26 protein-coding genes are annotated in these 26732 nt (G+C 42.2%); 9 read left to right on the top strand and 17 right to left on the bottom strand.

Annotated elements, in window-relative coordinates; all coding sequences use genetic code 11:
• The 7 genes from rpsR to Q5C82_RS03715 form a co-directional block, all read right to left on the bottom strand.
• The gene (gene rpsR / locus Q5C82_RS03685; RefSeq protein WP_003219224.1) at positions 1–240 is read right to left on the bottom strand and encodes a 30S ribosomal protein S18; all 240 of its coding nucleotides are present in this window, start codon (positions 238–240) and stop codon (positions 1–3) included.
• 43 nt (positions 241–283) lie between these two features.
• A complete protein-coding gene (gene ssbA / locus Q5C82_RS03690) occupies positions 284–802 on the bottom strand; it encodes a single-stranded DNA-binding protein SsbA (protein ID WP_003219228.1) in 519 nt (172 codons plus the stop codon).
• Between the two features lie 40 nt (positions 803–842).
• A complete protein-coding gene (gene rpsF, locus Q5C82_RS03695; protein ID WP_003219230.1) occupies positions 843–1130 on the bottom strand; it encodes a 30S ribosomal protein S6 in 288 nt (95 codons plus the stop codon).
• Between the two features lie 110 nt (positions 1131–1240).
• Positions 1241–2341 carry a redox-regulated ATPase YchF gene (ychF, locus tag Q5C82_RS03700; RefSeq protein WP_003219232.1) on the bottom strand — a complete coding sequence of 367 codons (1101 nt, stop codon included), beginning with the start codon at positions 2339–2341 and terminating at the stop codon, positions 1241–1243.
• Between the two features lie 126 nt (positions 2342–2467).
• Positions 2468–4471, bottom strand: a complete 2004-nt coding sequence (locus tag Q5C82_RS03705) for a molybdopterin-dependent oxidoreductase (protein ID WP_003219234.1) — start codon at positions 4469–4471, stop codon at positions 2468–2470.
• A gap of 50 nt (positions 4472–4521) precedes the next feature.
• Positions 4522–4728, bottom strand: coding sequence for a DUF951 domain-containing protein (locus Q5C82_RS03710; RefSeq protein ID WP_003219236.1), 207 nt, complete (start codon positions 4726–4728; stop codon positions 4522–4524).
• A 93-nt stretch (positions 4729–4821) separates the two neighbouring features.
• Positions 4822–5838: a membrane protein gene (locus Q5C82_RS03715; protein WP_032727260.1), complete on the bottom strand. Its 1017-nt coding sequence runs from the start codon at positions 5836–5838 to the stop codon at positions 4822–4824.
• Between the two features lie 415 nt (positions 5839–6253).
• On the opposite strand from Q5C82_RS03715, the gene yyaC reads away from it, so the two are divergent.
• A complete protein-coding gene (gene yyaC, locus Q5C82_RS03720; RefSeq protein ID WP_003219240.1) occupies positions 6254–6871 on the top strand; it encodes a spore protease YyaC in 618 nt (205 codons plus the stop codon).
• Positions 6872–6910: 39 nt separating this feature from the next.
• Here yyaC and spo0J read toward each other — a convergent pair whose 3' ends face one another.
• Positions 6911–7759, bottom strand: coding sequence for a stage 0 sporulation protein Spo0J (gene spo0J, locus Q5C82_RS03725; RefSeq protein ID WP_003219241.1), 849 nt, complete (start codon positions 7757–7759; stop codon positions 6911–6913).
• Positions 7752–8513: a sporulation initiation inhibitor protein Soj gene (gene soj, locus Q5C82_RS03730; RefSeq protein ID WP_003219244.1), complete on the bottom strand. Its 762-nt coding sequence runs from the start codon at positions 8511–8513 to the stop codon at positions 7752–7754. Before soj ends, spo0J begins: the two co-directional genes overlap by 8 nt.
• Positions 8514–8756: 243 nt before the next feature.
• Here soj and Q5C82_RS03735 point away from each other — a divergent pair, with 243 nt between their 5' ends.
• Positions 8757–9197, top strand: a complete 441-nt coding sequence (locus Q5C82_RS03735; protein WP_003219246.1) for a PH domain-containing protein — start codon at positions 8757–8759, stop codon at positions 9195–9197.
• 49 nt (positions 9198–9246) lie between these two features.
• Here Q5C82_RS03735 and noc read toward each other — a convergent pair whose 3' ends face one another.
• From noc to rpmH, 8 genes are all read right to left on the bottom strand, one after another.
• The gene (gene noc, locus Q5C82_RS03740; RefSeq protein ID WP_003219249.1) at positions 9247–10098 is read right to left on the bottom strand and encodes a nucleoid occlusion protein; all 852 of its coding nucleotides are present in this window, start codon (positions 10096–10098) and stop codon (positions 9247–9249) included.
• A 121-nt stretch (positions 10099–10219) separates the two neighbouring features.
• Positions 10220–10939, bottom strand: coding sequence for a 16S rRNA (guanine(527)-N(7))-methyltransferase RsmG (gene rsmG, locus Q5C82_RS03745; protein ID WP_003219251.1), 720 nt, complete (start codon positions 10937–10939; stop codon positions 10220–10222).
• A gap of 13 nt (positions 10940–10952) precedes the next feature.
• Positions 10953–12839 (bottom strand): tRNA uridine-5-carboxymethylaminomethyl(34) synthesis enzyme MnmG, encoded by a 1887-nt coding sequence (mnmG, locus tag Q5C82_RS03750; protein ID WP_003219253.1) that lies wholly within the window; start codon positions 12837–12839, stop codon positions 10953–10955.
• Between the two features lie 20 nt (positions 12840–12859).
• Complete coding sequence (gene mnmE, locus Q5C82_RS03755; RefSeq protein ID WP_003219255.1) at positions 12860–14239, bottom strand: tRNA uridine-5-carboxymethylaminomethyl(34) synthesis GTPase MnmE; 1380 nt, start codon at positions 14237–14239, stop codon at positions 12860–12862.
• A gap of 311 nt (positions 14240–14550) precedes the next feature.
• Positions 14551–15177 (bottom strand): RNA-binding cell elongation regulator Jag/EloR, encoded by a 627-nt coding sequence (jag, locus tag Q5C82_RS03760; protein WP_003219257.1) that lies wholly within the window; start codon positions 15175–15177, stop codon positions 14551–14553.
• Positions 15174–15959 carry a YidC family membrane integrase SpoIIIJ gene (gene spoIIIJ / locus Q5C82_RS03765; RefSeq protein WP_044430210.1) on the bottom strand — a complete coding sequence of 262 codons (786 nt, stop codon included), beginning with the start codon at positions 15957–15959 and terminating at the stop codon, positions 15174–15176. Before spoIIIJ ends, jag begins: the two co-directional genes overlap by 4 nt.
• A gap of 144 nt (positions 15960–16103) precedes the next feature.
• Positions 16104–16454 (bottom strand): ribonuclease P protein component, encoded by a 351-nt coding sequence (gene rnpA, locus Q5C82_RS03770; RefSeq protein WP_003219260.1) that lies wholly within the window; start codon positions 16452–16454, stop codon positions 16104–16106.
• A gap of 151 nt (positions 16455–16605) precedes the next feature.
• Entirely contained in the window at positions 16606–16740 is a 135-nt protein-coding gene (gene rpmH, locus Q5C82_RS03775) for a 50S ribosomal protein L34 (protein ID WP_003178075.1), read from the bottom strand.
• Positions 16741–17359: 619 nt separating this feature from the next.
• Between rpmH and dnaA the strand changes: the two genes are divergently transcribed.
• The 7 genes from dnaA to gyrA all read left to right on the top strand — a co-directional run bounded on the left by dnaA (position 17360) and on the right by gyrA (position 26420).
• Positions 17360–18700 carry a chromosomal replication initiator protein DnaA gene (dnaA, locus tag Q5C82_RS03780; protein WP_003219262.1) on the top strand — a complete coding sequence of 447 codons (1341 nt, stop codon included), beginning with the start codon at positions 17360–17362 and terminating at the stop codon, positions 18698–18700.
• A 187-nt stretch (positions 18701–18887) separates the two neighbouring features.
• Positions 18888–20024, top strand: coding sequence for a DNA polymerase III subunit beta (gene dnaN, locus Q5C82_RS03785; RefSeq protein ID WP_003219263.1), 1137 nt, complete (start codon positions 18888–18890; stop codon positions 20022–20024).
• A gap of 131 nt (positions 20025–20155) precedes the next feature.
• Positions 20156–20371, top strand: coding sequence for a ribosome maturation protein RlbA (rlbA, locus tag Q5C82_RS03790; protein ID WP_003219264.1), 216 nt, complete (start codon positions 20156–20158; stop codon positions 20369–20371).
• A gap of 15 nt (positions 20372–20386) precedes the next feature.
• A complete protein-coding gene (recF, locus tag Q5C82_RS03795) occupies positions 20387–21499 on the top strand; it encodes a DNA replication/repair protein RecF (RefSeq protein ID WP_003219265.1) in 1113 nt (370 codons plus the stop codon).
• A 22-nt stretch (positions 21500–21521) separates the two neighbouring features.
• Positions 21522–21767: an extracellular matrix regulator RemB gene (gene remB / locus Q5C82_RS03800; protein WP_003219266.1), complete on the top strand. Its 246-nt coding sequence runs from the start codon at positions 21522–21524 to the stop codon at positions 21765–21767.
• Positions 21768–21821: 54 nt separating this feature from the next.
• Positions 21822–23738 (top strand): DNA topoisomerase (ATP-hydrolyzing) subunit B, encoded by a 1917-nt coding sequence (gene gyrB / locus Q5C82_RS03805; protein WP_003219267.1) that lies wholly within the window; start codon positions 21822–21824, stop codon positions 23736–23738.
• 216 nt (positions 23739–23954) lie between these two features.
• On the top strand, positions 23955–26420 hold the full coding sequence (gyrA, locus tag Q5C82_RS03810) for a DNA topoisomerase (ATP-hydrolyzing) subunit A (RefSeq protein ID WP_003219268.1): 2466 nt from the start codon (positions 23955–23957) through the stop codon (positions 26418–26420).
• The last annotated feature ends 312 nt before the right edge of the window (positions 26421–26732 follow it).

Raw genomic sequence — 26732 nt, forward strand, 5'->3', positions numbered from 1 at the left:
TTACTCACCGCTTACGTACGGAAGTAAAGCCATTTGACGAGCGCGTTTAATCGCTGCAGTCAATTTACGTTGGTATTTAGCGTTTGTTCCAGTTACACGACGTGGTAAAATTTTACCGCGCTCAGAAACAAACTTTTTAAGAAGATCTACATCTTTGTAGTCGATGTGCGTGATACCGTTAGAAGTGAAATAACACACTTTACGGCGTTTCGCACGACCGCCTCTGCGTCCTCCTGCCATTGTCATTTCCCTCCTTTCTTTTTCATTTTAGGGGATAATCACATTAGAATGGAAGATCATCATCCGAGATGTCAATCGGTTTGCCGTCGTTGGCAAATGGGTCATCATTAAAGCTGTTCCCCTGATTGCGTCTCTGGTTGTTTTGATTTCCTCCAAATGGATTATCATTTTGGCCTCCGCCAAAGTACTGGCCTCCGCCGCTGTTTCCTTCGTTGTATCCACCTGAACCAGAACCGCCGCCGTTTTTCGGCTCAAGAAATTGAACACTTTCAGCTTGGACTTCAGTCACGAAGACACGCTGTCCTTGCTGGTTTTCATAGTTTCTTGTTTGTAAACGGCCATCTACGCCTGCAAGGCTTCCTTTTTTCAGGAAGTTTGCAACGTTTTCGGCTTGTCTTCTCCAAGTGACACAATTAATGAAATCGGCCTCACGTTCTCCGGACTGGTTCGTAAATGTACGATTCACAGCAAGAGTAAACGTAGCAACAGCCGCACCGTTTGGCGTATAACGAAGCTCTGGGTCTTTTGTCAGTCTTCCGACTAATACAACTCGGTTAAGCATAAGAAAGACCACCTTTTACCATTATATATTTCAAAATTGCTTATTCTTCTTCTTTAACAACAATGTGGCGAATGATATCGTCACTGATCTTAGCTAGACGGTCAAATTCTTGAACTGCCGCAGCATCAGCTTGAACGTTTACGATTTGGTAGAAACCGTCGCGGAAATCGTTGATTTCGTAAGCAAGACGACGTTTACCCCAATCCTTTGTTCCAGTGATCTCCGCACCGTTAGAAGTCAGAACGTTGCTGAAACGCTCGATAACTGCTTTTTTAGACTCTTCGTCAATGTTTGGGCGGATAATGTACATAACTTCGTACTTTCTCATCTGTTTGCACCTCCTTTTGGACTAAGCGGCCCGTAATGGGCAAGGAGCAATAATTCTATTACTCACAATTTTATATTATACCAAAGCTCTTGTCCCTTTACAACTGCATCCTATACATTAAATCGGAAATGAATAACATCTCCGTCTTTTACCACGTAGTCTTTTCCTTCAAGACGGACTTTTCCTGCTTCTTTCGCTCCTGCCATACCGCCGCCCGCAAGAAGATCCTCATAAGCAACAGTTTCAGCACGAATGAAGCCGCGCTCAAAGTCACTATGGATAATTCCTGCACACTCAGGGGCTTTCATGCCTTTTTTGAATGTCCAAGCTCTGACTTCCTGTTCTCCGGCTGTGAAGTATGTTGCAAGGCCTAGAAGGGAATAAGACGCTTTGATCAGCTGATCAAGACCTGATTCTTCAATGCCAAGCTCTTCAAGGAACATTTGCTTTTCATCGCCTTCAAGCTCAGCGATTTCGGATTCAATTTTCGCACACACAACGATAACTTCCGCATTTTCGCCGGCAGCGTACTCGCGAATCTTCGCTACATTTTCATTGCCGGACGGATCAGCTACTTCATCTTCACTAACGTTCGCAACGTACAAAATAGGCTTCGAAGTTAGTAAATGAAGCTGCTTCACAAGCTTTTGCTGCTCTTCAGTGAACTCAACAGAACGAGCAGGCTTTTCACTCTCAAACGCTTCTTTCAGTTTAGACAGAATCTCAAATTCAAATACAGCTTCTTTATCTTTTTGCTTCGCAAGTTTGCTGACGCGCGTAATCCGCTTTTCAACTGTTTCCATATCAGCAAGGATCAGCTCAAGGTTGATCGTTTCAATGTCATCAATCGGATCAACTTTTCCGGAAACGTGTGTAATGTTGTCATCAGAAAAAGCACGGACAACGTGACATATTGCGTCAACCTGGCGAATGTGAGAAAGGAATTTGTTACCGAGTCCTTCTCCTTTAGACGCGCCTTTTACGATCCCTGCAATATCAGTGAATTCAAAAGCGGTCGGCACAGTCTTCTTCGGGTTGACCAGCTCAGTCAGCTTTTGCAGACGATCATCAGGTACTTCTACAATTCCCACGTTCGGATCAATTGTACAGAACGGGTAGTTGGCTGATTCGGCACCGGCCTGTGTAATTGCGTTAAATAGCGTTGATTTCCCGACGTTTGGCAAACCAACAATTCCAGCTGTTAAAGCCATTCTTTCATCTCCTCTATATAAAACAGTCATTGTATAAACGTAATTTGAACCTAGAGCAATTATAAGGAGGTTCACTGGAAAAGACAAGCTGACAAAAAAGCATTTTCAGCCTGCCAATCCCTTTGGTTATGCTTTTTTCAAGCCTACTAAACAGTCAAAAAGCGTGCTTCCCATTCCATTATCAGAATTTGTATCATTTGTCAGTGCATTGACTGAACCTCCAAAAGCCGCCCACATGCCTTCATCTATATTAATCGTCTTCGGATGAGCCTGCTTCATCACTTTCACCTTGCCCGTCAAGCGCCCGCGGTCATTAAAGATGGCAACCTCGTCTCCGTCCTGAAGATTCTGCTCAGCCGCTATATCTGGAGAAATATCGACCTGAACGTGCTGAAGCTTTTCAATAAACGGCACATGCTGAGAATGATTAGAACGCTGCGGATGAATGGACAACAGCGTGTAAGGATACTTTCCAGCTAAATCCTCATTATGGAAAGCAGATTCTTCGGGCACATTTAATTGAAGTAAGCCGCTAAATCCTTTTTCCTCAGCCAACGACGAAGTAAATTCAAATTTTCCGCTCGGCGTCAAAAACTGATAGTCATCCCATGGCACTTGCTTGACCGGAAGAGGGAGATGGCCTTTTTCTTTCAATCGCTCAAGCGTCACATCCTCTGCTTCCAATGAAGAAAGCCCCATTTCCAAAAATTCTTCAGTGCTGTGTTCAAACAACTCGCCAAATCCAAGGCGTTTTGCAAGCTCTGACCAGATCCAGCTGTCCGACTTCGCTTCACCCTGCGGCTCCACAAGCTTTTTCCCATACTGAACGTAATGGTGATACATGCTGGAATAGTAGATATCCTCTTCTTCAAAAACAGTGGCTGTTGGCAAAACATAGTCACATAGCTTTGCCGTATCCGTCATGATAGAATCAATCGCCACTGTCATCGGAACCTTTTCAAACGCTTGTCTCACTTTATTTGTGTTTGGCACCTGGGTCATCGGGTTTCCACACGTCACGATAATCATCTCGATCGCTGGATCGGCAGCCGTCAGCACCTCTTCAGCCTGTGTCATCATTGAAAACGAACGTGATGTTGTTTTTAATTCCGGCAGCGTCAGCTTCGTTTTCGCAAAACTCTCACCAATTTGGACATTTCCGAAATTCGCACCGCCGCCTTTAATTCCGACATTTCCGCTTGCCGCAACGAGTGCATCAATCCAGCGAATCGTTCCGCCGCCGTTTTTATAGCGCTGCATACCAAGGCCCATAAAAGTAGACACCGGGCCATCAGCATACAAATTTGCCAGATACTCCAGCTGCTCCATAGAAGTTTCTGTTTTTACAATAAACTCTTCTAAAGAAGTGGTGTTTAAAAGCTCTTTCACATCATCAAAACCGACAGAGTGCTCAGAAATAAACGTCTCATTCGTTCTTCCTGTCTCAATCAGTACTTTCAAAACAGCTGCCGCAAGCCAGCCATCCATTCCTGGCTTTACAGAGATATAGCGGTCCGCAAGCTTGGCAGTTGGATTGAAGATCGGGTCAATCACAGTAATTGTGGCACCCTTTTTCTTCACCTGCTGCAAGTGATGGTATAAGTGCATATTCGTTCTGGATACATTTCTTCCCCACACAACAACATGTTTGCTATTGTAAATATCAAGCGGGCCATGCCCGTACGAACGGCCGAAATCCCAGCTTTGCGCCTCGATACCGGAGCCCCAGCATATGCTTCCGATGATTTCAGTCACGCCGCCATATCCATTAAAAAAACGCTGATCTAGCGCTTTTAACAAACCGTTATTCGCATAATCGTGGCTGTGCAAAACAGCAGTCGTCTCCGACGTTTCCTTGATCTCCCGAAGTTTGTCGGCAATTTCATCAAGTGCCTGATCCCAGGAAATCCGCACAAACTCGCCTTTTTGTTTTTTCAACGGATAGCGGAGCCGCTGAGGCGAATTTGTTTTTGTCTCAAGCATTCTGCCGCGGCCGCAGATTTTGCCTTCCGTAATCGGATGGTTCGGATCTCCGTCCACTTTTGTTACCTTTCCGTCTTCAACAGTCACCAAAAATCCGCAGCTGTCCCAGCAATTCAGCGGACATGCTGACTGATGCACTTTGCTCATCGCCGTCTTCTCCTTACCTTCTATATGAAAAAGCATGAGTGCCAGCCTTTTTACGAAGTAGGCTCCTCATGCTTGACAAGTACTTTTTTTAGTTTTCTTTCAAATTCTTTTCTCGGAATCATTACACTGTGAGAACATCCCTCACACTTAATTCGAATATCCATTCCCATGCGTATAATTTTCCAGCTGTTCGCTCCGCATGGATGCGGTTTTTTCATTTCTACGATATCATTCAGGCCAAAGTCTTTATCCGCCAAGACCCTTCACCTCTTTTCATAAACTGCTGTATCTATTGTACAAAAAAACTGATCATAAGAGCAATCAAGATATCCGAAAAGGAATAAATCCTATTATTTCCATTTACTTAAAATAGGATATAACAGCAGACAAACCAACAAATATAAATTCAGCATCCCGTAAATCGGATACAAGAACGCGATCAAATCAGAAAAACCGAAAGAAGTAAAAGGCACCATTAACACTAACAGAATCAACACAATCATCCATCTCGGCATATGGACAAACGCCATCAGCCGGCTGGACAGCCCCAGTAAACCAGCTACCGTCGTCGTGTAAATCGCAAGACACAGCACCGCCGTCATACATAAAAAAAGGAGATAAGGCGCCCCCTCCAAAACAGCAAACAACGGTATCTCAAACTGAGAAAGGGAGCCCGCCAGCTCCACTAACGTTTCATTATAAACAAAAGAGATCACGCCAAAAATAATTCCGCTTGCCACACTGGCGATTTTCGCTTCTCCGAGGCCTTTCATTTCTTTCCCAACGGAGGATAAAATCGCGACAACTGAAAGAATGTTTAAAGAGGCAAACGTAATGCTAGCAGGCCAGTTATACTGCCGAGTCAAATCAATCGTCCACGTATGATGATGGGTGCTCTGAAAGGAGATCAGCGCATACAGCAGCCCTGCTACTAAAACAGGTATTAAAAAACCATTTACTGATAATATTCCTTTCACATCCCAGAAAAACAAACACACTGTCACGATGCAAATCAGTGCGATTCCCCACCAGAAAGGAAGCTTGTACATTTGCAGGGTCACACCGCCTCCGGCAATCATCACCATAGTCGTTGAAAACAAATAAAAAACGATTAGGACATCATAAATTTTCGCCAGCCATGGTCCCATCAAATGTTCCAGAACCGGCAGAAAATGAGTGGATTGAACCTTAAAACTGATTTTCATCACAATATAAGACGAGAAAATGAACATGATTGTAAACAACACAATAGCAAGTCCGCTTTCCACTCCAAAAAACTGCCATATCTCCTGACCGCTCGCATATCCGGCCCCGATCAGGCTCCCTAATATGAGCAGCATCCACTTCATTCCGGCTCTCCACAACATCATCACCTCATAGCACAGAGTTCAGCTTGTTCCGTTATTGTTACTATATAAATAACGGAAAGCAAACATGCCATATTTTCATAGACATTGACCACAAGATGAAATTACCATACTAAATACACATAAAAAAACTGCAGTCTAAAACAGGATATTAATTTGTCCGTGTTCCCAGAATTCTAAACTTCGTCGGTATGTTTTGTAAACAGACCACAGCTTGAACATAATAGAGGCATTGGGGCACAATACTTATAATCAACCCTCTAACCACTCATATCAATCCTCTATTTTTGAAAATATCCGGTATCATTCACAAAGCATAAAAAATCATACTGCTGGATATACTGTAAACAACCTTACATAACTAGGCACACACCATAGCAATTTTGTTACCTACTATAACAAGGAAGTGAAACCTATGAATCGTAAAGGCGGGCTTTTTTCCTCTCAGGAACGAGCAAAGCAATATGTTTCACATACAGATGCAGCAGCAGCAAAACAAATCCAAACCATCCTATCTTCATCCTTACGTAAAGCTGCCGGCAAACCAATTGTCGTGGTTTGTATCGGAACAGACCGTTCAACCGGTGATTCATTAGGCCCGCTCGTAGGAATGAAACTCAAACAAATGCCACTCACCAGATTCAATGTCTATGGAACCTTATCTGATCCTGTCCATGCTGTGAACATGAAGGATAAAATCAATGACATTCAAAAGTTACATAAAAACCCATTTATTATAGCAGTCGATGCATGCTTAGGACGTGTCAAAAGTGTAGGATCGTTTCAAATCGGAGAAGGGCCATTAAAGCCTGGAGCTGGTGTGCAAAAGGACCTTCCTGAAGTGGGAGATCTTCATATTAACGGAATTGTGAATGTAAGTGGTTTTATGGAATACTTTGTATTGCAAAATACAAGGCTACACTTGGTCATGAATATGGCCAATGTTCTTGCTGAAGGATTGAGTTTAACAGATCGAACAGAGTGGAGGCAGGAACGCCTTAACCCACTGCAAAGGCTCACTGGACGAATATAAATAAAGAAACCATCTTCGCTTGAAAGATGGTTTCTTTATTTATGATTCTCGTTCAGACAAAAGTTCTAATATCCGGTCAAGATCTTCATTAGAGAAAAATTCGATTTCGATTTTACCTTTTTTCTTTTGTCTTTTAATATTAACCGTTGTTCCAAAATAATTTTGGAGATAAGATTCCCGTTCTTTTAGAACCGAGTCTTTCACAGGTTCTTTTTTCTTTGTTTCACGTGAAACATTCTCATTTAACTGCTGAATCAGCTGCTCAAGCTGGCGAACATTGAGCTGCTCCGCAATCACTTTTTGTACAAGCGGTTCTAGCTTATTTTTGTTTTTCAAGCCAAGAAGCGTGCGTCCATGTCCCATAGAAAGCGTACCATCAGCAATAAGCTGCTGAATGTTTTCTGGCAGTGTCAGCAATCTTAAATGATTCGCAATATGCGGTCTGCTTTTACCAAGACGTTTGGCAAGCTGTTCTTGGGTGAGATCTAAGTGTTGCAGCAAGGAGTCATAGGCCTGAGCCTCTTCAAGCGGCGATAAATCTTCACGCTGAAGGTTTTCCAATAAAGCAATTTCTCTCATTAATGCCTCTGATAATTCACGTACAATCGCCGGAACTGTGTCTAAACCCGCAAGCTTTGCCGCTCGAAACCGCCGTTCCCCCGCAACAATATCATAGCCTTTTAAAGATTTTCTGACGATAAGAGGCTGAAGAATGCCATGCTGCAGCACAGATTCTTTTAGTTCAGCTAATGCCTCGTCGTCAAAGTGTTTTCTTGGCTGATAAGGATTAGGGCGTAAATCGGCAACTTTAATTTCTTCAACTGTCTCTTCAGACAAATCGACCTGATTAAACAACGCATTAATCCCTTTTCCAAGGCCTTTAGCCATTCGCAGCCACTTCCTTTGCTAAATCTAAATATACTTCCGCACCTCTTGACCGCGGATCGTATAAAATGATGGGTTTTCCGTGACTCGGTGCCTCACTCAGACGGACATTGCGCGGAATAACCGTCTTATATACTTTATCTCTAAAATATTTTTTAACTTCTTCAATGACTTGAATGCCGAGATTCGTCCGGGCATCAAGCATTGTCAGCAATACACCTTCAATCATTAAATCAGTATTCAAATGCTTTTGCACAAGACGTACTGTATTTAATAACTGACTGAGCCCCTCCAGAGCGTAATATTCGCACTGTACAGGAATCACAACGGAATCTGAGGCAGTAAGCGCGTTAATCGTCAGCAGTCCCAATGACGGCGGACAATCAATGATAATATAATCATAATTCTGTTTTACTGCTTCAAGCGCCCTCTTCAGTCTCACTTCTCTTGAAATCGTCGGAACCAACTCGATTTCAGCACCGGCAAGCTGAATGGTTGCAGGAATCACGTCCAAGTTCTCTACTGTCGTTGCTTTAATAATATCTATTACATCTGCATCATCTACTAAAATATCGTACACACACTGCTCTACATCGGCTTTTTCAATCCCTAATCCGCTTGTCGCATTCCCCTGCGGATCAATATCTACCAGCAGAACCCTTTTCCCTATGTAAGCTAAGCATGCCCCAAGGTTGACAGACGTCGTTGTTTTTCCCACTCCGCCTTTTTGGTTCGTAATTGCTATGATTTTTCCCACGATGTCACCTACTTTCACATGAACATGTACTATCTTGCTTCTATTCTATCAAAAAAAGATTAAAGCGTTTCATTTTTTTCATCATTTTGTTCCGATTCAGGAGGGAAATAATTGAAAATTCAAGCTTGTCATATGCTTTCTCTTATAAATTCTGTAATTTCTATGTTTTTTTGTCTTAAAAAAGGAATTTCTTAAAGAAGAAAGAAGAAGTTACAGTGCAAGAACGTACAGGACGGTGAGAATATGGTTTATAAAACAAAGCGAGATATACCCGTTACGCTGATGATTGTGTTCCTTATTTTACTGATACAAGCAGATGCCATTGTTCCTTTTGTAGTGGGAAATATGAAGGTTTCAGGCTGGATTATTTTTACTCTGCTGACTCTTTTAAATGTGTTCATCATTTGGTGCTTTATTGATCTGAAATATGTATTGAGGGAACACCATCTGATCATTAAAGCCGGACTGATCAAACATCAAATTTCTTACGAAAAAATCGACAAAGGGGTTCAAAAAAAGAAGCTGTGGTCAGGTTTTCGTCTGATCGGCTCTCGTCATGCCATCACGATATATTATCAGGGAGGCTGGGGACATGCAGTGATTTCTCCGCAAAATACTGAAGAATTTATCTACAAGCTCGAAGAAAAGAATTCTAATATAACATTATTAACTAAAAGTAATTAATTCCCTTTTATCATAAACATAAAAGCTCTCCTTCTTTTCAGGAGAGCTTTTATTTTGGTATGCGAATCGTTAATTGAATATATTCTTCAAATTCTTCTTCTTCCGTATTCAATTTTACACCGCTGTCTTCAACCATTGATAGTGACTGGCGAATCGTGTTCATTGCAATTCTTGTATCTCTGCTGAACGCTTTGCGTCTAGGCTTTGGTTTTCTCTGGCCTTGCTCCAGCATTTTCACCACGCGGTCTTCCGTCTGCTTTACATTTAAACTTTTCTCAATAATCTCTGTGAGCAGTGTGACTTGGAGCTCTGGCTGTTTCAGCGGAATCAGCGCTCTGGCATGACGCTCAGTGATTTTCTTCTCCATAATCGCGTCTTGGACCGGCTGAGGCAGCTTTAATAACCGCAGCTTATTCGCAATTGTGGATTGCCCTTTTCCTAAACGCTGTGCGAGTGCTTCCTGTGTTAAGTCATGCAGCTCAAGAAGCCGAGCATAGGCATGCGCTTCCTCAATAGAAGACAGTTCTTCCCGCTGCAAGTTTTCAATTAACGCCACAGAAGCGGTTTCCGTGTCGGAAAAATCCTTAATAATAGCCGGAATCTTTTCCCACTCGAGCGATTGTACCGCTCTCCAGCGTCTTTCACCTGCAATGAGTTCGTATTGGCCTTCTTCTTCTGTATGCCTAACAACAATCGGCTGAATAATGCCGTGTGTATGAATGGTCATTGCTAACTCTTTGATTTTTTCATCTGAGAAAATGGTGCGTGGCTGAAAACGGTTGGGAACGATAGCATTTACCGGTATTTCCAGAATCTCTTCTTTGTTTGTCTCATGTTCAGCAATCTCCGGTTCCTGTTCCTTCTCACCAAGCCCGAAGAAACGAGAGAATGAATGCTTCATGTACCTACACCACCTTTAAAAACTGCCATTTTTATAATTCTATTTTCTCATGGTTTTTCCTGCTATACATCCATCAATTTTGATGAAAATATGATGGTATTGTCATATCAGGCTGTCTAAATTACCCTTCAATTGGCGATTTATTAGGAGTTCCCGGTTTTCTTGGATACTTCTTAGGTGTATTTTTTGTCTTTCGTATCACCATAATGTTACGATCGCTTTCTTCAATAGGCAGCTTAAAGGAATGGATATTCTCAAGTTCTCCTCCAAGCGTCGTGATTGCTTTTTTGCCGGCATTCAGTTCTTCTTCAGCTGATGCGGCTTTTAAAGCAACAAATAAACCATTTTTCTTCACCAGAGGCAGGCAAAGTTCGCTCAAAACAGATAGTCTTGCAACTGCTCGCGCCGTCACAATATCATAGCTTTCCCGTACGTCTTTCCGCTGTCCGAATGTTTCAGCTCGGTCATGGCAGAATGTCGTATTCTCCAATTGCAAAGCTTCAGACAACTTTTCTAAAAACGTAATCCGTTTGTTTAGTGAATCCACGATTGTGACATGGAGGTGCGGAAAGCATATTTTAATCGGAAGACTCGGAAAACCCGCTCCCGCTCCGACATCACAAATTGTGTTCACTTGATTGAAGTCGACATAAAAAGCAGCTGTAATGGAATCATAAAAATGCTTAAGATACACTTCTTTTTTCTCTGTAATTGAAGTCAGATTGATTTTTTCGTTCCATTCAACCAGCATGTCGTAATACAGCTCAAATTGCTCCAGCTGGCGGGGAGAAAGGGTGATCCCTTTTTCCGCCAAACTAGAAGTGAATTCTTCAATATTCATGCCGTCATCCTTTCTACTCGGCTATCTTCGCAATGCGTCCCTGCTCTAAATACACCAATAGAATTGAAATGTCCGCCGGGTTTACACCAGAAATGCGGGAAGCTTGGGCAACAGACAAAGGACGCACATTTTTCAGCTTTTGGCGCGCCTCAGTCGCGATCCCTTTGATTGCATCGTAATCAATTCGATCCGGAATTTTTTTGTTTTCCATCTTCTTCAGTTTTTCCACTTGCTGAAGGGATTTTTCAATATATCCTTCATATTTCACTTGGATTTCTACTTGTTCTGCTACGTCTTGCGGAACCGGCACTTCTGGCGGCGCCAGTTTTGTGACTGTTTCATAGTTCATTTCAGGACGTTTCATCAAGTCTGTGCCGCGAACTCCATCTTTCAATTCGCTTCCGCCAAGAGAACGGATATATTCTTGATTTTCCGGAGACGGCTTGATAATCACAGAGTGCAGACGTTTTTTCTCCGCTTCTATCGCCGCTTTTTTCTTCTCAAAAGCTGCATATCGCTCATCAGAAATCAATCCAATGCGATGTCCGATTTCTGTCAGACGCAAATCAGCATTATCATGGCGAAGAAGCAATCTGTATTCAGCACGTGATGTCAAAAGACGGTATGGTTCATTGGTTCCTTTTGTTACAAGGTCATCAATCAAAACACCAATGTAGGCGTCAGAACGGCTTAGAATCACTTCTTCTTTTCCAAGCGCTTTTCGTCCTGCATTGATTCCCGCCATAATCCCTTGTCCCGCAGCTTCTTCATAACCGGATGTTCCGTTAATTTGGCCTGCAGTGTAAAGGTTTGTGATTTTTTTCGTTTCAAGTGTCGGCCATAGCTGTGTCGGTACGATCGCATCGTACTCGATTGCATAGCCGGCTCTCATCATTTGCACGTTTTCAAGCCCAGGAATCGTTGCAAGCATTCTTTGCTGCACGTCCTCTGGAAGACTAGTAGACAAACCTTGAACATAAACTTCCTGCGTATTTCTGCCTTCTGGCTCAAGGAAGATTTGGTGACGCGGTTTATCATTAAATCGGACAACTTTATCTTCAATGGACGGGCAATATCTTGGGCCCGTACCTTTGATCATACCGGAATACATCGGTGAACGGTGCAGGTTGCTGTCAATAATCTCATGTGTCTTAGGGCTTGTATATGTCAGCCAGCAAGGCAGCTGATCTGTAATATATTCCACTGTTTCATATGAGAAAGCGCGAGGCACATCGTCACCAGGCTGAATTTCCGTTTTGCTGTAATCAATCGAGTCGCTTTTGACGCGAGGCGGCGTACCTGTTTTAAAACGAACGAGGTCAAAGCCCAGTTCCTCCAAATGCTCAGAAAGCTTAATAGAAGGCTGCTGGTTATTCGGACCGCTTGAGTAAGACAGATCACCAAGAATGATTCGTCCTCTTAAATATGTCCCTGTCGTCATGACAACTGCTTTCGCACGATAATGCGCGCCGGTTTGTGTAATAACACCACGGCATTCGCCGTCTTCAACAATCAGCCGTTCCACAATTCCTTGCAGCATTGTTAAGTTTGGTTCTTTTTCAAGCGTATTTTTCATTTCGTGCTGGTATTGGAATTTGTCTGCTTGCGCACGCAATGCACGGACCGCAGGACCTTTTCCAGTATTCAGCATTCTCATTTGAATGTGCGTTTTATCGATGTTTCTGCCCATTTCTCCGCCGAGCGCGTCAATTTCGCGGACGACAATCCCTTTTGCGGGGCCGCCGACAGACGGATTACATGGCATAAATGCAACCATATCTAGGTTGATGGTTAAGACAAGTGTTTTGGCGCCTTGGCGTGCTGATGCGAGGGCTGCCTCAACCCCGGCATGCCCGGCGCCAATCACAATCACATCGTATTGGCCTGCTTCATACCCCATGATTCTAGTTCCTCCTTTTATTATTTTCCTAAACAGAATTGAGAAAAGAGCTGATCAATTAAGCTTTCGTGGACAGAATCTCCGATGATTTCACCCAAAAGCTCCCAGCATCTTGTAAGGTCGATTTGGACCATGTCGATCGGGACATCCTGTTCGATGCCGCTAAGCGCATCTTCAATGGCTCGTTTGGCTTGCTGTAAAATAGAGATATGACGTGTGTTGCTGACATAAGTCAGATCTCCGCTTTCAATGGCACCCGTGTAGAACAGCGATTGAATCGCTTCTTCCAGATCATTGATGCCTTCCTCTTTTAATAGAGATGTCGTGACAACAGGACGTCCATTGGCAAGCTCACGGACACGCTCACTGTCAATCTTCGCCTCAAGGTCAGTCTTATTCATAATCACGATAACGTCCATGCCCTCAACGGCTTCAAAAAGCTTCACGTCTTCTTCAGAAAGCTCTTCACTATAATTAAGCACAAGTAAAATCAGGTCCGCTTCCTTTAGAACCTGGCGAGAACGTTCAACACCGATTCGTTCAACAATATCCTCTGTTTCACGAATACCTGCTGTATCAACCAGACGAAGTGGAACGCCCCTTACATTAACGTATTCCTCAATTACATCCCGAGTCGTTCCGGGAATATCGGTTACAATGGCTTTTGCCTCATGTACGAGGCTGTTCAGAAGAGATGATTTTCCTACATTCGGCCGGCCGATAATGACAGTAGAAAGACCTTCTCGCAAGATTTTTCCTTGCTCAGATGTCCTCAGCAGCGCCTCAATTTCTTTTTTCACGGCGGTTGCCTTTTCAACCAAAAGCTGATGTGTCATTTCCTCTACATCATCGTACTCCGGATAATCTATATTCACCTCAACGTGAGCCAGCGTTTCTAAAATCTCACTGCGTAAACGGCGCACCAAAGCAGAAAGACGCCCTTCCATTTGATTCATGGCGACGTTCATTGCCCGGTCCGTTTTCGCTCTGATTAAGTCCATAACCGCTTCCGCCTGTGAAAGATCAATTCGGCCGTTTAAAAACGCGCGTTTCGTAAATTCTCCAGGCTCTGCCAGTCTCGCTCCCTCTCTCAATGCGAGCTGAAGCACTTGGTTCACAGTCACAATTCCCCCGTGACAGTTAATTTCGATGACATCTTCACGTGTAAAAGTTCTCGGTGCTTTTAACACTGATACCATTACTTCCTCAACGACACGATCCGAAGGTCTGTCTACGATATGACCATAATGAATCGTATGTGATTCGACCGAGCTGAGTGTTTTTCCCTTCGGTCCTTTATAAATTTTATCTGCGATTTGAATTGCTTCTGGTCCGCTCAACCGTACAATCGCAATCGCGCCTTCTCCCATCGGAGTGGAAATTGCTGCAATTGTATCCATGCTTTTCACCTCTCTTTACTTATACTTTCATCTATATAAAAAAATTTTTATTATGCCAAAACTAAAAGATAACATAGTTTGGTTCGAAGTGGAAGATGTGTTATCCACAGAATTAGGAATTCGCCTCCTATTACTTTAACTTATCCACATGTGAATAACAATTAATTTTATTTCCTGAACTTCCTTTTTATCAACAGGATACACCTAAAAAGAAAAAACTTAAACGGCAAAAGCTTGATATGACTAGGAAAAATAGATTTTTCTCATACAAAAAAACCGAAATCCCTTTTTTATCGGACTTCGGTTTTATGCTATCTTTTATGGGAAATAACGAGATGGCGATTTTCGCCTTCACCCATTGAATATGTTTTGATCTGGTGATTTGCATATCCAGAAAGTGTATCGTGAATAATTTTTCTTTCACTGGACGGCATAGGTTCAAGATGAACTGCTTTTTTCGTTTTCAGGACCTGGTCTGCAAGCCTGATGGCCAGCTGACTCAGTGTCTCTTTTCTTTTCAAACGATAGTTTTCTGCATCCACCGTCACATTTTTATATTGGCCTGGATAGCGATTAAGGACAAGCTGTGTCAAAGTTTCAAGGGCATTCAAGGTTTGTCCTCTTTTCCCAATCAACAATGCCGCTTTTTTACCTGTTATATGGAAACGCACTGCCTTTTTGCTTTCTTGAACAGTCACATCAGACTTCCCGGCAATCGCTTCGGCAATCGTTTGAAGATAAGACTTCGCTTGCTGAATCGGATCAATCTTTTCAACCAGCTTTACGACCGCCGGCTTTTTACCGAAAATACCGAGAAACCCTTTGTTTCCCTCTTCAATAACGGTAATTTCTACCTTATCCTTCGTTAATTCCAGCTCTTGCAATCCGGACTGTACTGCTTCGTCGACATTTCGCCCTGCAGCAGTCACATTCCTCACTTTTTCTTTCCTCCGGCTTTTTCCGGCTCAGGACTTTTTTTAATATCTGGTCCTTTAATGAGGAAAGTTTGTGCAATCATAAATAAGTTACCGACTACCCAATAAAGAGAAAGAGCCGCCGGGAAGTTGATCGCAAATACGATAATCATAATCGGCATAATCCAAAGCATCATCGCCATTTGCGGATTTTGCTGTGCATTGCCCGCCATCATCAGTTTTTGCTGAACAAATGTAGCGACACCGGCAACGATAGGAAGAATATAGTAAGGATCTTTTTCTCCTAAGTCAAACCATAAGAAACTATGCTCTGAAATCGCCTGTGTTCTCATGATCGCATGATAGAATCCAATTAAAATCGGCATCTGGATTAAAATCGGGAAACAACCCGCCAACGGATTGACACCATGCTTTTGGAATAAAGCCATTGTTTCCTGCTGAAGCTTTTGCTGTGTTTTTTGATCCTTTGAGCTGTATTTTTCTTTAAGCTTTTGCATTTCCGGCTGTAAAGCCTGCATCGCTTTCGAACTTCTCAGCTGCTTAATCATCAACGGTAAAATTAATAAACGAATTAAAATGGTAACAAGAATAATTGATAGTCCATAGTTATCTCCCGTCAATTTCGCTACATACGTAATGAGCTCAGACAATGGATATACTACGTACTTGTCCCAAAAATGCGGACTATCTGCAGTGATCGGCTCCTTCACACTCGAGCATCCAGCCAAAAGCATGAATACGCCAACCATACTTAATAGCAACCCTATTCTCCTTTTCAACAACATTTCCTCCTATAATTAATCTTTACACTCTTTTATTGCAAAGCATACTTGTATGTATTTTAGCATCTTTCAGATTTAAATGGTGTCTTTTTCTGATCAACCAGAAAGGAAGCGCTTTTAAAAGTTGTAAGAAAGCAGTGACAATGCCTACTTTGACGAAGATTTCTTATATAAAGAAGACTTCCTGAATAGATGCTGCAGACTTTTTTTCGTTTCCTCGTATGTCAGCTGGCTCGCCGGTTTTCTGGCAATAATGATGTAATCCTTTTCCTTCAGTTTCTCTTTCTCTTCAAGAAAAGCCTGCCGAATCAAACGTTTGATCCGATTTCGCATCACAGCGTTGCCAATTTTTTTGCTGACGGAAAGCCCGACGCGCAGCTCATCGTTTTCAGGCTGATCAAGCGTATATAAGACAAACTGGCGGTTCGCTACTGATGTCCCATGCTTAAACACTTTTTGAAAATCTTCATTTTTCTTTAAACGATTTCGCTTCTTCAAATGACTCACTCCGATACTGGCTGGCAGAAACTTTTAAAATTTATTATGAAAATGAGATGCATCAGAACCAGGGAACATGCCCCGGTTCATCATGCATCACATCTATCTTTTCCCATAAAGTGAAAAAAGACCACTGACATTATTCAGTGGCCTAAGCTGATAATACTTTTCTGCCTTTACGGCGACGGCGTGCTAAAACTAGACGACCGTTTTTTGAACTCATACGGCTTCTGAAGCCATGAACTTTACTGCGTTTACGGTTATTCGGTTGGAATGTTCTTTTCATTTATGACACCTCCCTCGAGGAATAGCTGTTAAAGACAGTCTTACTTATTATATTTGCGTTACCTATTCATTGTCAACTTCACTAGTGCTTTTATTTCTTGCAACCATAATAGGATACCACAACTTCCTAACTTTCGAAACCTTATTTTTTAGATTCCTTAATTTAACGAAAAAAAATCAGAAAAACTGCTCTAAAAATACGAATGTGGATATCTTTTTAGCTCTTTTTTAATATCCACAATGGTTATCGACAACATTTTCACATTACCAACCCCTGTGGACAAGATTTTTTCAACAGGTTGTCCGCTTTGTGGATAAGATTGTGACAACCATTGCAAGCTCTCGTTTAATTTGGTATTATATTTGTGTTTTAACTCTTGATTACTAATCTTACCTTTACTCTTTATCCACAAAGTGTGGATAAGTTGTGGATTGATTTCACACAGCTTGTGTAGAAGGTTGTCCACAAGTTGTGAAATTTGTCGAAAAGCTATTTATCTACTATATTATATGTTTTCAACATTTAATGTGTACGAATGGCAAGCGCCATTTGCTCTTTTTTTGTGTTCTATAACAGAGAAAGACACCATTTTCTATGAAAAGGAGGGACGTGCCGGAAGATGGAAAATATATTAGACCTGTGGAACCAAGCCCTTGCTCAAATCGAAAAAAAATTGAGCAAACCGAGTTTCGAGACTTGGATGAAATCAACCAAAGCGCACTCACTGCAGGGAGATACATTAACGATCACGGCTCCTAATGAATTTGCCAGAGACTGGCTGGAGTCCAGATACTTGCATCTGATTGCAGATACTATATATGAATTAACCGGGGAAGAATTGAGCATTAAGTTTGTCATTCCCCAAAATCAAGATGTTGAAGACTTTATGCCGAAACCGCAAGTCAAAAAAGCGGTCAAAGAAGATACATCTGATTTTCCTCAAAATATGCTCAATCCAAAATATACTTTTGATACTTTTGTCATCGGATCTGGAAACCGATTTGCACACGCTGCTTCCCTCGCAGTTGCGGAAGCACCCGCGAAAGCATACAACCCTTTATTTATCTATGGGGGCGTCGGCTTAGGAAAAACACACTTAATGCATGCGATCGGCCATTATGTTATAGATCATAATCCTTCTGCCAAAGTGGTTTATCTATCTTCTGAGAAATTTACAAACGAATTCATCAACTCTATCCGAGATAATAAAGCCGTCGACTTCCGCAATCGCTATCGAAATGTTGATGTGCTTTTGATAGATGATATTCAATTTTTAGCGGGGAAAGAACAGACCCAGGAAGAATTTTTCCATACATTTAACACATTGCACGAAGAAAGCAAACAAATCGTCATTTCAAGTGACAGACCTCCAAAAGAAATTCCGACACTTGAAGACAGATTGCGTTCACGTTTTGAGTGGGGCTTGATCACGGATATCACGCCGCCAGATTTGGAAACGAGAATTGCGATTTTAAGAAAAAAAGCCAAAGCGGAGGGCCTCGATATTCCGAACGAGGTTATGCTTTATATCGCAAATCAAATCGACAGCAATATTCGGGAACTTGAAGGAGCATTAATCAGAGTTGTTGCTTACTCATCTTTAATTAATAAAGATATTAATGCTGATCTGGCCGCTGAGGCGTTGAAAGATATTATTCCTTCTTCAAAACCGAAAGTCATTACGATAAAAGAAATTCAGAGGGTAGTAGGCCAGCAATTTAATATTAAACTCGAGGATTTCAAAGCAAAAAAACGGACAAAATCAGTAGCTTTCCCGCGACAAATCGCCATGTACTTATCAAGGGAAATGACTGATTCCTCTCTTCCTAAAATCGGTGAAGAGTTTGGAGGCCGTGACCACACGACCGTTATTCATGCGCATGAAAAAATTTCAAAACTGCTGGCAGAGGATGAACAGCTTCAGCAGCATGTAAAAGAAATTAAAGAACAGCTTAAATAGCAGGCCCGGGGATTAATCGGGGAAAGTGTGAATAACTTTTCAGAAGTCATACACAGTCTGTCCACATGTGGATAGGCTGTGTTTCCTGTCTTTTTCACAACTTATCCACAAATCCACAGGCCCTACTATTACTTCTACTATTTTTTAAAATATATATATTAATACATTATCCGTTAGGAGGATAAAAATGAAATTCACGATTCAAAAAGATCGTCTTGTTGAAAGTGTCCAAGATGTATTAAAAGCAGTTTCATCCAGAACTACGATTCCCATTCTGACTGGTATTAAAATCGTTGCATCAGATGATGGCGTATCCTTTACAGGAAGCGATTCAGATATTTCGATTGAATCCTTCATTCCAAAAGAAGAAGGAGATAAGGAGATCGTCACAATAGAACAGCCTGGAAGCATCGTTTTACAAGCCCGCTTCTTTAGTGAGATTGTAAAAAAACTGCCGATGGCAACTGTAGAAATCGAAGTGCAAAATCAGTATTTGACGATTATCCGCTCTGGCAAAGCTGAATTTAATCTAAACGGTCTGGATGCTGATGAGTATCCACACTTGCCGCAGATCGAAGAACATCACGCGATTCAAATTCCAACTGACTTGTTAAAAAATCTAATCAGACAAACAGTATTCGCGGTGTCCACCTCAGAAACACGCCCTATCTTGACAGGTGTAAACTGGAAAGTGGAGCAAAGTGAATTATTATGCACTGCGACGGATAGCCACCGTCTTGCTTTAAGAAAAGCAAAACTTGATATTCCAGAAGACAGATCTTATAACGTCGTGATTCCGGGAAAAAGCTTAACTGAACTCAGCAAGATTTTGGACGACAACCAGGAACTGGTAGATATCGTGATCACGGAAACCCAAGTTCTGTTTAAAGCGAAAAATGTTTTATTCTTCTCGCGGCTTCTGGACGGAAATTATCCGGATACAACCAGCCTGATTCCGCAAGAAAGCAAAACAGAAATCATTGTGAACACAAAAGAATTCCTTCAGGCAATTGATCGTGCATCTCTTTTAGCCAGAGAAGGACGCAACAACGTGGTGAAGCTGTCTGCAAAACCAGCTGAATCCATTGAGATTTCTTCCAACTCACCTGAAATCGGAAAAGTGGTCGAAGCGATTCTTGCTGATCAGATCGAAGGTGAGGAATTAAATATCTCATTTAGTCCAAAATATATGCTGGATGCACTAAAGGTACTTGAAGGAGCAGAAATACGAGTAAGCTTTACAGGTGCAATGAGACCTTTCTTAATTCGCACACCGAATGATGAAACGATTGTACAGCTTATCCTTCCTGTCAGAACCTATTAATCCGATACACTGCTGCCGACCCTTTCGGCAGCTTTTCTATTCGGTATCTGCTCCGACAAGTTTTCCCTTTCCCTAATTCGTTTTTTTTTAGTACAATTAGATATTAGTGATATTTGAAAGAGGTCGATATAATGGCAAATCCGATTTCAATTGATACAGAGATGATTACACTCGGACAATTCTTGAAATTAGCCGATGTCATTCAGTCAGGCGGTATGGCAAAGTGGTTTTTAAGCGAGCATGAAGTGCTTGTGAACAACGAGCCGGACAACCGCCGCGGCAGAAAGCTGTATGTTGGAGATGTGGTAGAGATTGAAGGATTTGGTTCATTTCAAGTCGTCAATTAAAGCGGGTGACACTGATTGTATATCCAGAACTTAGAACTGACATCTTACCGCAACTACGACCATGCTGAACTTCAATTTGAAAATAAAGTAAATGTGATCATCGGAGAAAACGCCCAGGGGAAAACAAATCTCATGGAGGCGATCTATGTCTTGTCCATGGCGAAATCGCACAGGACGTCAAATGACAAAGAACTTATACGGTGGGACAAAGACTATGCTAAAATAGAGGGAAGAGTGATGAAGCAAAACGGGGCGATTCCCATGCAGCTCGTCATCTCCAAAAAGGGTAAAAAGGGCAAGGTCAATCATATTGAACAGCAAAAGCTCAGCCAGTATGTCGGGGCCCTCAACACCATTATGTTCGCGCCGGAAGATTTAAATCTTGTAAAGGGAAGCCCTCAAGTGAGAAGGCGGTTTCTTGACATGGAAATCGGACAGGTTTCTCCTGTTTACCTGCATGACCTTTCTCTTTACCAGAAAATCCTCTCGCAGCGAAATCATTTTTTGAAGCAGCTGCAAACAAGAAAACAAACTGACAGAACGATGCTCGATGTTTTAACCGATCAGCTTGTAGAAGTTGCAGCAAAAGTCGTCGTAAAACGCCTGCAGTTTACAGCGCAGCTCGAAAAATGGGCTCAGCCTATCCATGCGGGCATCTCAAGAGGGCTTGAAGAGCTGACCCTGAAGTACCATACGGCTCTTGAGGTATCAGATCCTAAAGACTTGTCGAAAATAGGAGATAGCTATCAAGAAGCGTTTTCTAAATTAAGAGAAAAAGAAATTGAGCGCGGTATTACGCTGTCAGGGCCTCACCGTGACGATGTTCTTTTCTATGTGAACGGACGCGATGTGCAGACGTATGGTTCTCAAGGACAGCAGCGAACCACGGCATTGTCCCTTAAGCTGGCGGAGATTGACCTGATCCATGAAGAAATCGGAGAATACCCCATTTTACTATTGGATGATGTACTGAGTGAGCTGGATGATTATCGCCAGTCACACTTGCTTCATACGATCCAAGGCCGTGTACAAACGTTTGTCACAACGACAAGCGTTGATGGCATTGATCACGAAACCTTACGTCAAGCAGGAATGTTCCGTGTGCAAAACGGTGCGTTAGTGAAGTGAAGTGAAGAAATGAGGTGGGCAATTGTATATTCATTTAGGTGATGACTTTGTGGTTTCAACACGAGATATTGTCGGCATTTTTGACTTTAAAGCCAACATGTCGCCTATTGTTGAAGAATTTCTGAAAAAACAGAAACACAAGGTGGTGCCTTCCGTAAACGGCACACCCAAATCTATCGTAGTCACGGTTCAGAATATATATTACTCTCCCTTATCTTCCAGCACATTAAAAAAACGTGCGCAATTTATGTTTGAAATAGATTCTTAGAAATTTTTTATCACGAATATATCGTTTAGAAAAGTGTAGGTGAATGACGTGGCTATGGAACAGCAGCAAAACAGTTATGATGAAAATCAGATACAGGTACTAGAGGGATTGGAAGCTGTTCGTAAAAGACCAGGGATGTATATCGGTTCAACAAACAGCAAAGGCCTTCACCATCTGGTATGGGAAATTGTCGACAATAGTATTGACGAAGCCCTCGCCGGTTATTGTACGGATATCAATATCCAAATTGAGAAAGACAACAGCATCACGGTGATAGATAATGGTCGCGGTATTCCAGTCGGTATTCATGAAAAAATGGGCCGTCCTGCGGTAGAAGTTATTATGACGGTGCTTCATGCTGGAGGAAAATTTGACGGGAGCGGTTATAAAGTGTCTGGAGGACTGCACGGTGTAGGTGCGTCAGTCGTAAACGCGCTTTCAACTGAGCTTGTTGTGACGGTACACCGTGACGGTAAAATCCACCGTCAAACCTATAAACGTGGAGTTCCGGTTTCAGACCTTGAAATCATTGGCGAAACAGATCATACAGGAACGACGACACATTTTGTCCCTGATCCTGAGATTTTTACAGAAACAACTGTGTATGATTATGATCTGCTTGCTAACCGCGTGCGCGAATTAGCCTTTTTGACAAAAGGCGTAAACATCACGATTGAAGATAAACGTGAAGGACAAGAACGCAAAAATGAGTACCATTACGAAGGCGGAATTAAAAGTTATGTAGAGTATTTAAACCGTTCTAAAGAAGTTGTCCACGAAGAGCCAATTTACATTGAAGGTGAAAAGGACGGCATTACGGTTGAAGTGGCTTTACAATACAATGACAGCTACACAAGCAACATTTACTCATTTACAAATAACATTAACACGTATGAAGGTGGTACCCACGAAGCGGGCTTTAAAACTGGTCTGACTCGTGTTATCAACGATTACGCCAGAAAAAAAGGACTCATAAAAGAAAATGATCCAAACTTAAGCGGAGATGACGTAAGAGAAGGGCTGACCGCGATTATTTCAATCAAACACCCTGATCCGCAGTTCGAAGGCCAAACGAAAACAAAACTAGGCAACTCAGAGGCGCGGACGATCACAGATACGTTATTTTCTGCGGCGTTGGAAACATTTATGCTGGAAAATCCAGACGCGGCTAAAAAAATTGTCGATAAAGGTTTAATGGCGGCAAGAGCAAGAATGGCTGCGAAAAAAGCACGTGAATTAACACGCCGCAAGAGTGCTTTGGAAATTTCAAACCTTCCTGGTAAGTTAGCGGACTGCTCTTCAAAAGACCCGAGCATCTCCGAGTTGTATATCGTAGAGGGTGATTCTGCCGGAGGATCTGCTAAACAGGGACGCGACAGACATTTTCAAGCCATTTTGCCGCTTAGAGGTAAAATCCTGAACGTTGAAAAAGCAAGACTGGATAAAATCCTTTCAAATAACGAAGTTCGCTCTATGATTACAGCGCTCGGCACAGGTATCGGGGAAGATTTCAACCTGGAGAAAGCCCGTTACCACAAAGTTGTCATTATGACAGATGCCGACGTTGACGGCGCGCACATCAGAACACTGTTGTTAACGTTCTTTTACAGATATATGCGCCAAATTATCGAAAATGGCTACGTGTACATTGCGCAACCGCCGCTCTATAAAGTTCAACAGGGGAAACGTGTTGAATATGCATACAATGACAAGGAACTTGAAGATCTGTTAAAAACTCTGCCTCAAACGCCTAAGCCGGGATTGCAGCGTTATAAAGGTCTTGGTGAAATGAATGCCACCCAGCTATGGGAAACAACCATGGACCCTAGCTCTAGAACACTTCTTCAGGTAACTCTTGAAGATGCTATGGATGCGGATGAGACATTTGAAATGCTGATGGGCGACAAAGTAGAACCGCGCCGAAACTTTATAGAAGCGAATGCGAGATACGTTAAAAATCTTGACATCTAATCATAAAAAGCCTTATTTCCAATTCCAATTAGAAATAAGGCTTTTTTCTGAACAAGATCAGATGCAGTAATGCTTGCAATACCTATATATTCTAGCAATTTAATGTGTATAATCATAAGTTTATTGATATAATGGAGAATAGTGAAATCGTATTGAAGGTCATAATGGACAATCTACTCCCACATATTTCATGTGATACTTCAGGGAGGTTTTTTAATGAATGAACAAAACACACCACAAGTTCGTGAAATAAATATCAGTCAGGAAATGCGTACGTCCTTCTTGGATTATGCAATGAGCGTTATTGTGTCCCGTGCTCTTCCAGATGTTCGTGATGGTTTAAAGCCGGTTCATAGACGGATTTTGTATGCTATGAATGATTTGGGGATGACGAGTGACAAGGCTTATAAAAAATCCGCGCGTATCGTTGGAGAAGTTATCGGGAAATACCACCCACACGGTGATTCAGCGGTATATGAATCCATGGTCAGAATGGCGCAGGATTTCAACTATCGTTATATGCTCGTTGACGGTCACGGAAACTTCGGTTCTGTTGACGGAGACTCAGCGGCTGCCATGCGTTATACAGAAGCAAGAATGTCTAAGATCTCGATGGAAATTCTTCGAGATATCACAAAAGACACAATTGATTATCAGGATAACTATGATGGGTCAGAAAGAGAACCTGTTGTTATGCCTTCAAGGTTCCCGAATCTGCTCGTGAACGGTGCTGCCGGTATTGCGGTAGGTATGGCAACAAACATTCCTCCGCACCAGCTTGGGGAAATCATTGACGGTGTACTTGCTGTCAGTGAGAACCCGGACATTACAATCCCGGAGCTTATGGAATTCATTCCAGGGCCTGATTTCCCGACTGCGGGTCAAATCTTGGGACGAAGCGGTATACGGAAGGCATACGAATCTGGCCGAGGCTCAATTACGATTCGAGCAAAAGCTGAGATCGAACAAACGTCTTCAGGTAAAGAAAGAATTATCGTTACAGAGTTACCTTACCAAGTAAATAAGGCGAAATTAATCGAGAAAATTGCTGATCTCGTTAGAGACAAAAAGATAGAGGGCATCACAGATCTGCGTGATGAGTCAGATCGTACAGGTATGAGAATTGTCATTGAAATCAGACGCGATGCCAATGCAAATGTTATTCTAAACAACCTATACAAACAAACTGCGCTACAAACGTCTTTTGGTATCAACCTGCTTGCGCTTGTTGACGGTCAGCCGAAAGTTTTAAATCTAAAGCAGTGCCTAGAGCATTACCTTGACCATCAAAAAGTCGTAATCAGACGCCGTACGGCATATGAATTGCGTAAAGCGGAAGCGAGAGCTCATATCTTGGAAGGTTTGAGAATTGCTCTCGATCATCTCGATGCAGTTATTTCTCTTATCCGTAATTCTCAAACGGCTGAAATAGCTAGAACAGGTCTAATTGAACAATTCTCACTGACAGAGAAGCAAGCACAAGCGATCCTCGATATGAGGCTGCAGCGTTTAACAGGACTAGAACGTGAAAAGATCGAAGAAGAATATCTATCTCTTGTTAAATTAATTGCAGAGCTAAAAGACATTTTGGCAAATGAATATAAAGTGCTTGAGATCATCCGTGAAGAACTCACTGAAATCAAAGAGCGTTTCAACGATGAAAGACGCACGGAGATCGTCACTGCTGGACTAGAAACAATTGAAGATGAAGATCTTATCGAGAGAGAAAATATCGTCGTTACTCTGACACACAACGGATACATCAAACGTCTTCCTGCATCAACTTACCGCAGTCAAAAACGAGGCGGAAAAGGTGTACAGGGAATGGGAACAAACGAAGATGATTTCGTTGAACATTTGATTTCTACGTCAACTCATGACACGATTCTCTTCTTCTCGAACAAAGGAAAAGTGTATCGTGCAAAAGGGTATGAAATCCCTGAATACGGCAGAACAGCAAAAGGAATCCCGATTATTAACCTGCTGGAGGTAGAAAAGGGTGAATGGATTAACGCAATTATTCCAGTCACTGAATTCAATGCGGAGCTTTACCTTTTCTTCACAACAAAGCACGGGGTTTCAAAACGAACTTCGCTGTCTCAGTTCGCTAATATCCGCAACAATGGCCTAATCGCTCTTAGTCTTCGTGAGGATGATGAATTGATGGGTGTACGTCTGACTGACGGTACAAAACAAATGATCATCGGAACGAAAAATGGATTGCTGATCCGTTTCCCTGAAACAGATGTCCGGGAAATGGGAAGAACTGCGGCAGGCGTAAAAGGCATCACCCTGACCGATGACGACGTTGTCGTCGGCATGGAGATATTAGAGGAAGAATCACATGTCCTTATCGTAACTGAAAAAGGTTACGGAAAACGAACTCCGGCTGAAGAGTACAGAACCCAAAGCCGGGGCGGAAAAGGACTCAAAACAGCGAAAATCACCGAGAACAACGGCCAATTAGTAACAGTAAAAGCTACTAAAGGTGAAGAGGATCTAATGATTATTACGGCCAGCGGTGTACTCATTAGAATGGACATCAATGATATCTCAATCACCGGACGTGTCACTCAAGGTGTACGCCTCATCAGAATGGCGGAAGAAGAGCATGTTGCTACAGTAGCATTAGTAGAGAAAGACGAAGAAGATGAGAATGAAGAAACACAAGAAGAAGTGTGAGAAAAGCGCAGCTGAAATAGCTGCGCTTTTTTTATACCATAACCCTTTACAGTCAAAAGAATTATGGTATAATCATTTCTGTTGTCTTTTAAAAGACACAAACATGACTAGCAAAAACTTTTTTAAAAAAGTGTTGACCTAGTTAACTAAAAATGTTACTATTAAGTAGTCGCTTCGAGAGAAGCAAACAAAGTTCTTTGAAAACTAAACAAGACAAAACGTACCTGTTAATTCATTTTTTATAAAATCGCACAGCAATGTGCGTAGTCAGTCAAACTACTTTATCGGAGAGTTTGATCCTGGCTCAGGACG

Source organism: uncultured Bacillus sp., from assembly GCF_958411575.1.
Classification (GTDB): domain Bacteria; phylum Bacillota; class Bacilli; order Bacillales; family Bacillaceae; genus Bacillus; species Bacillus spizizenii.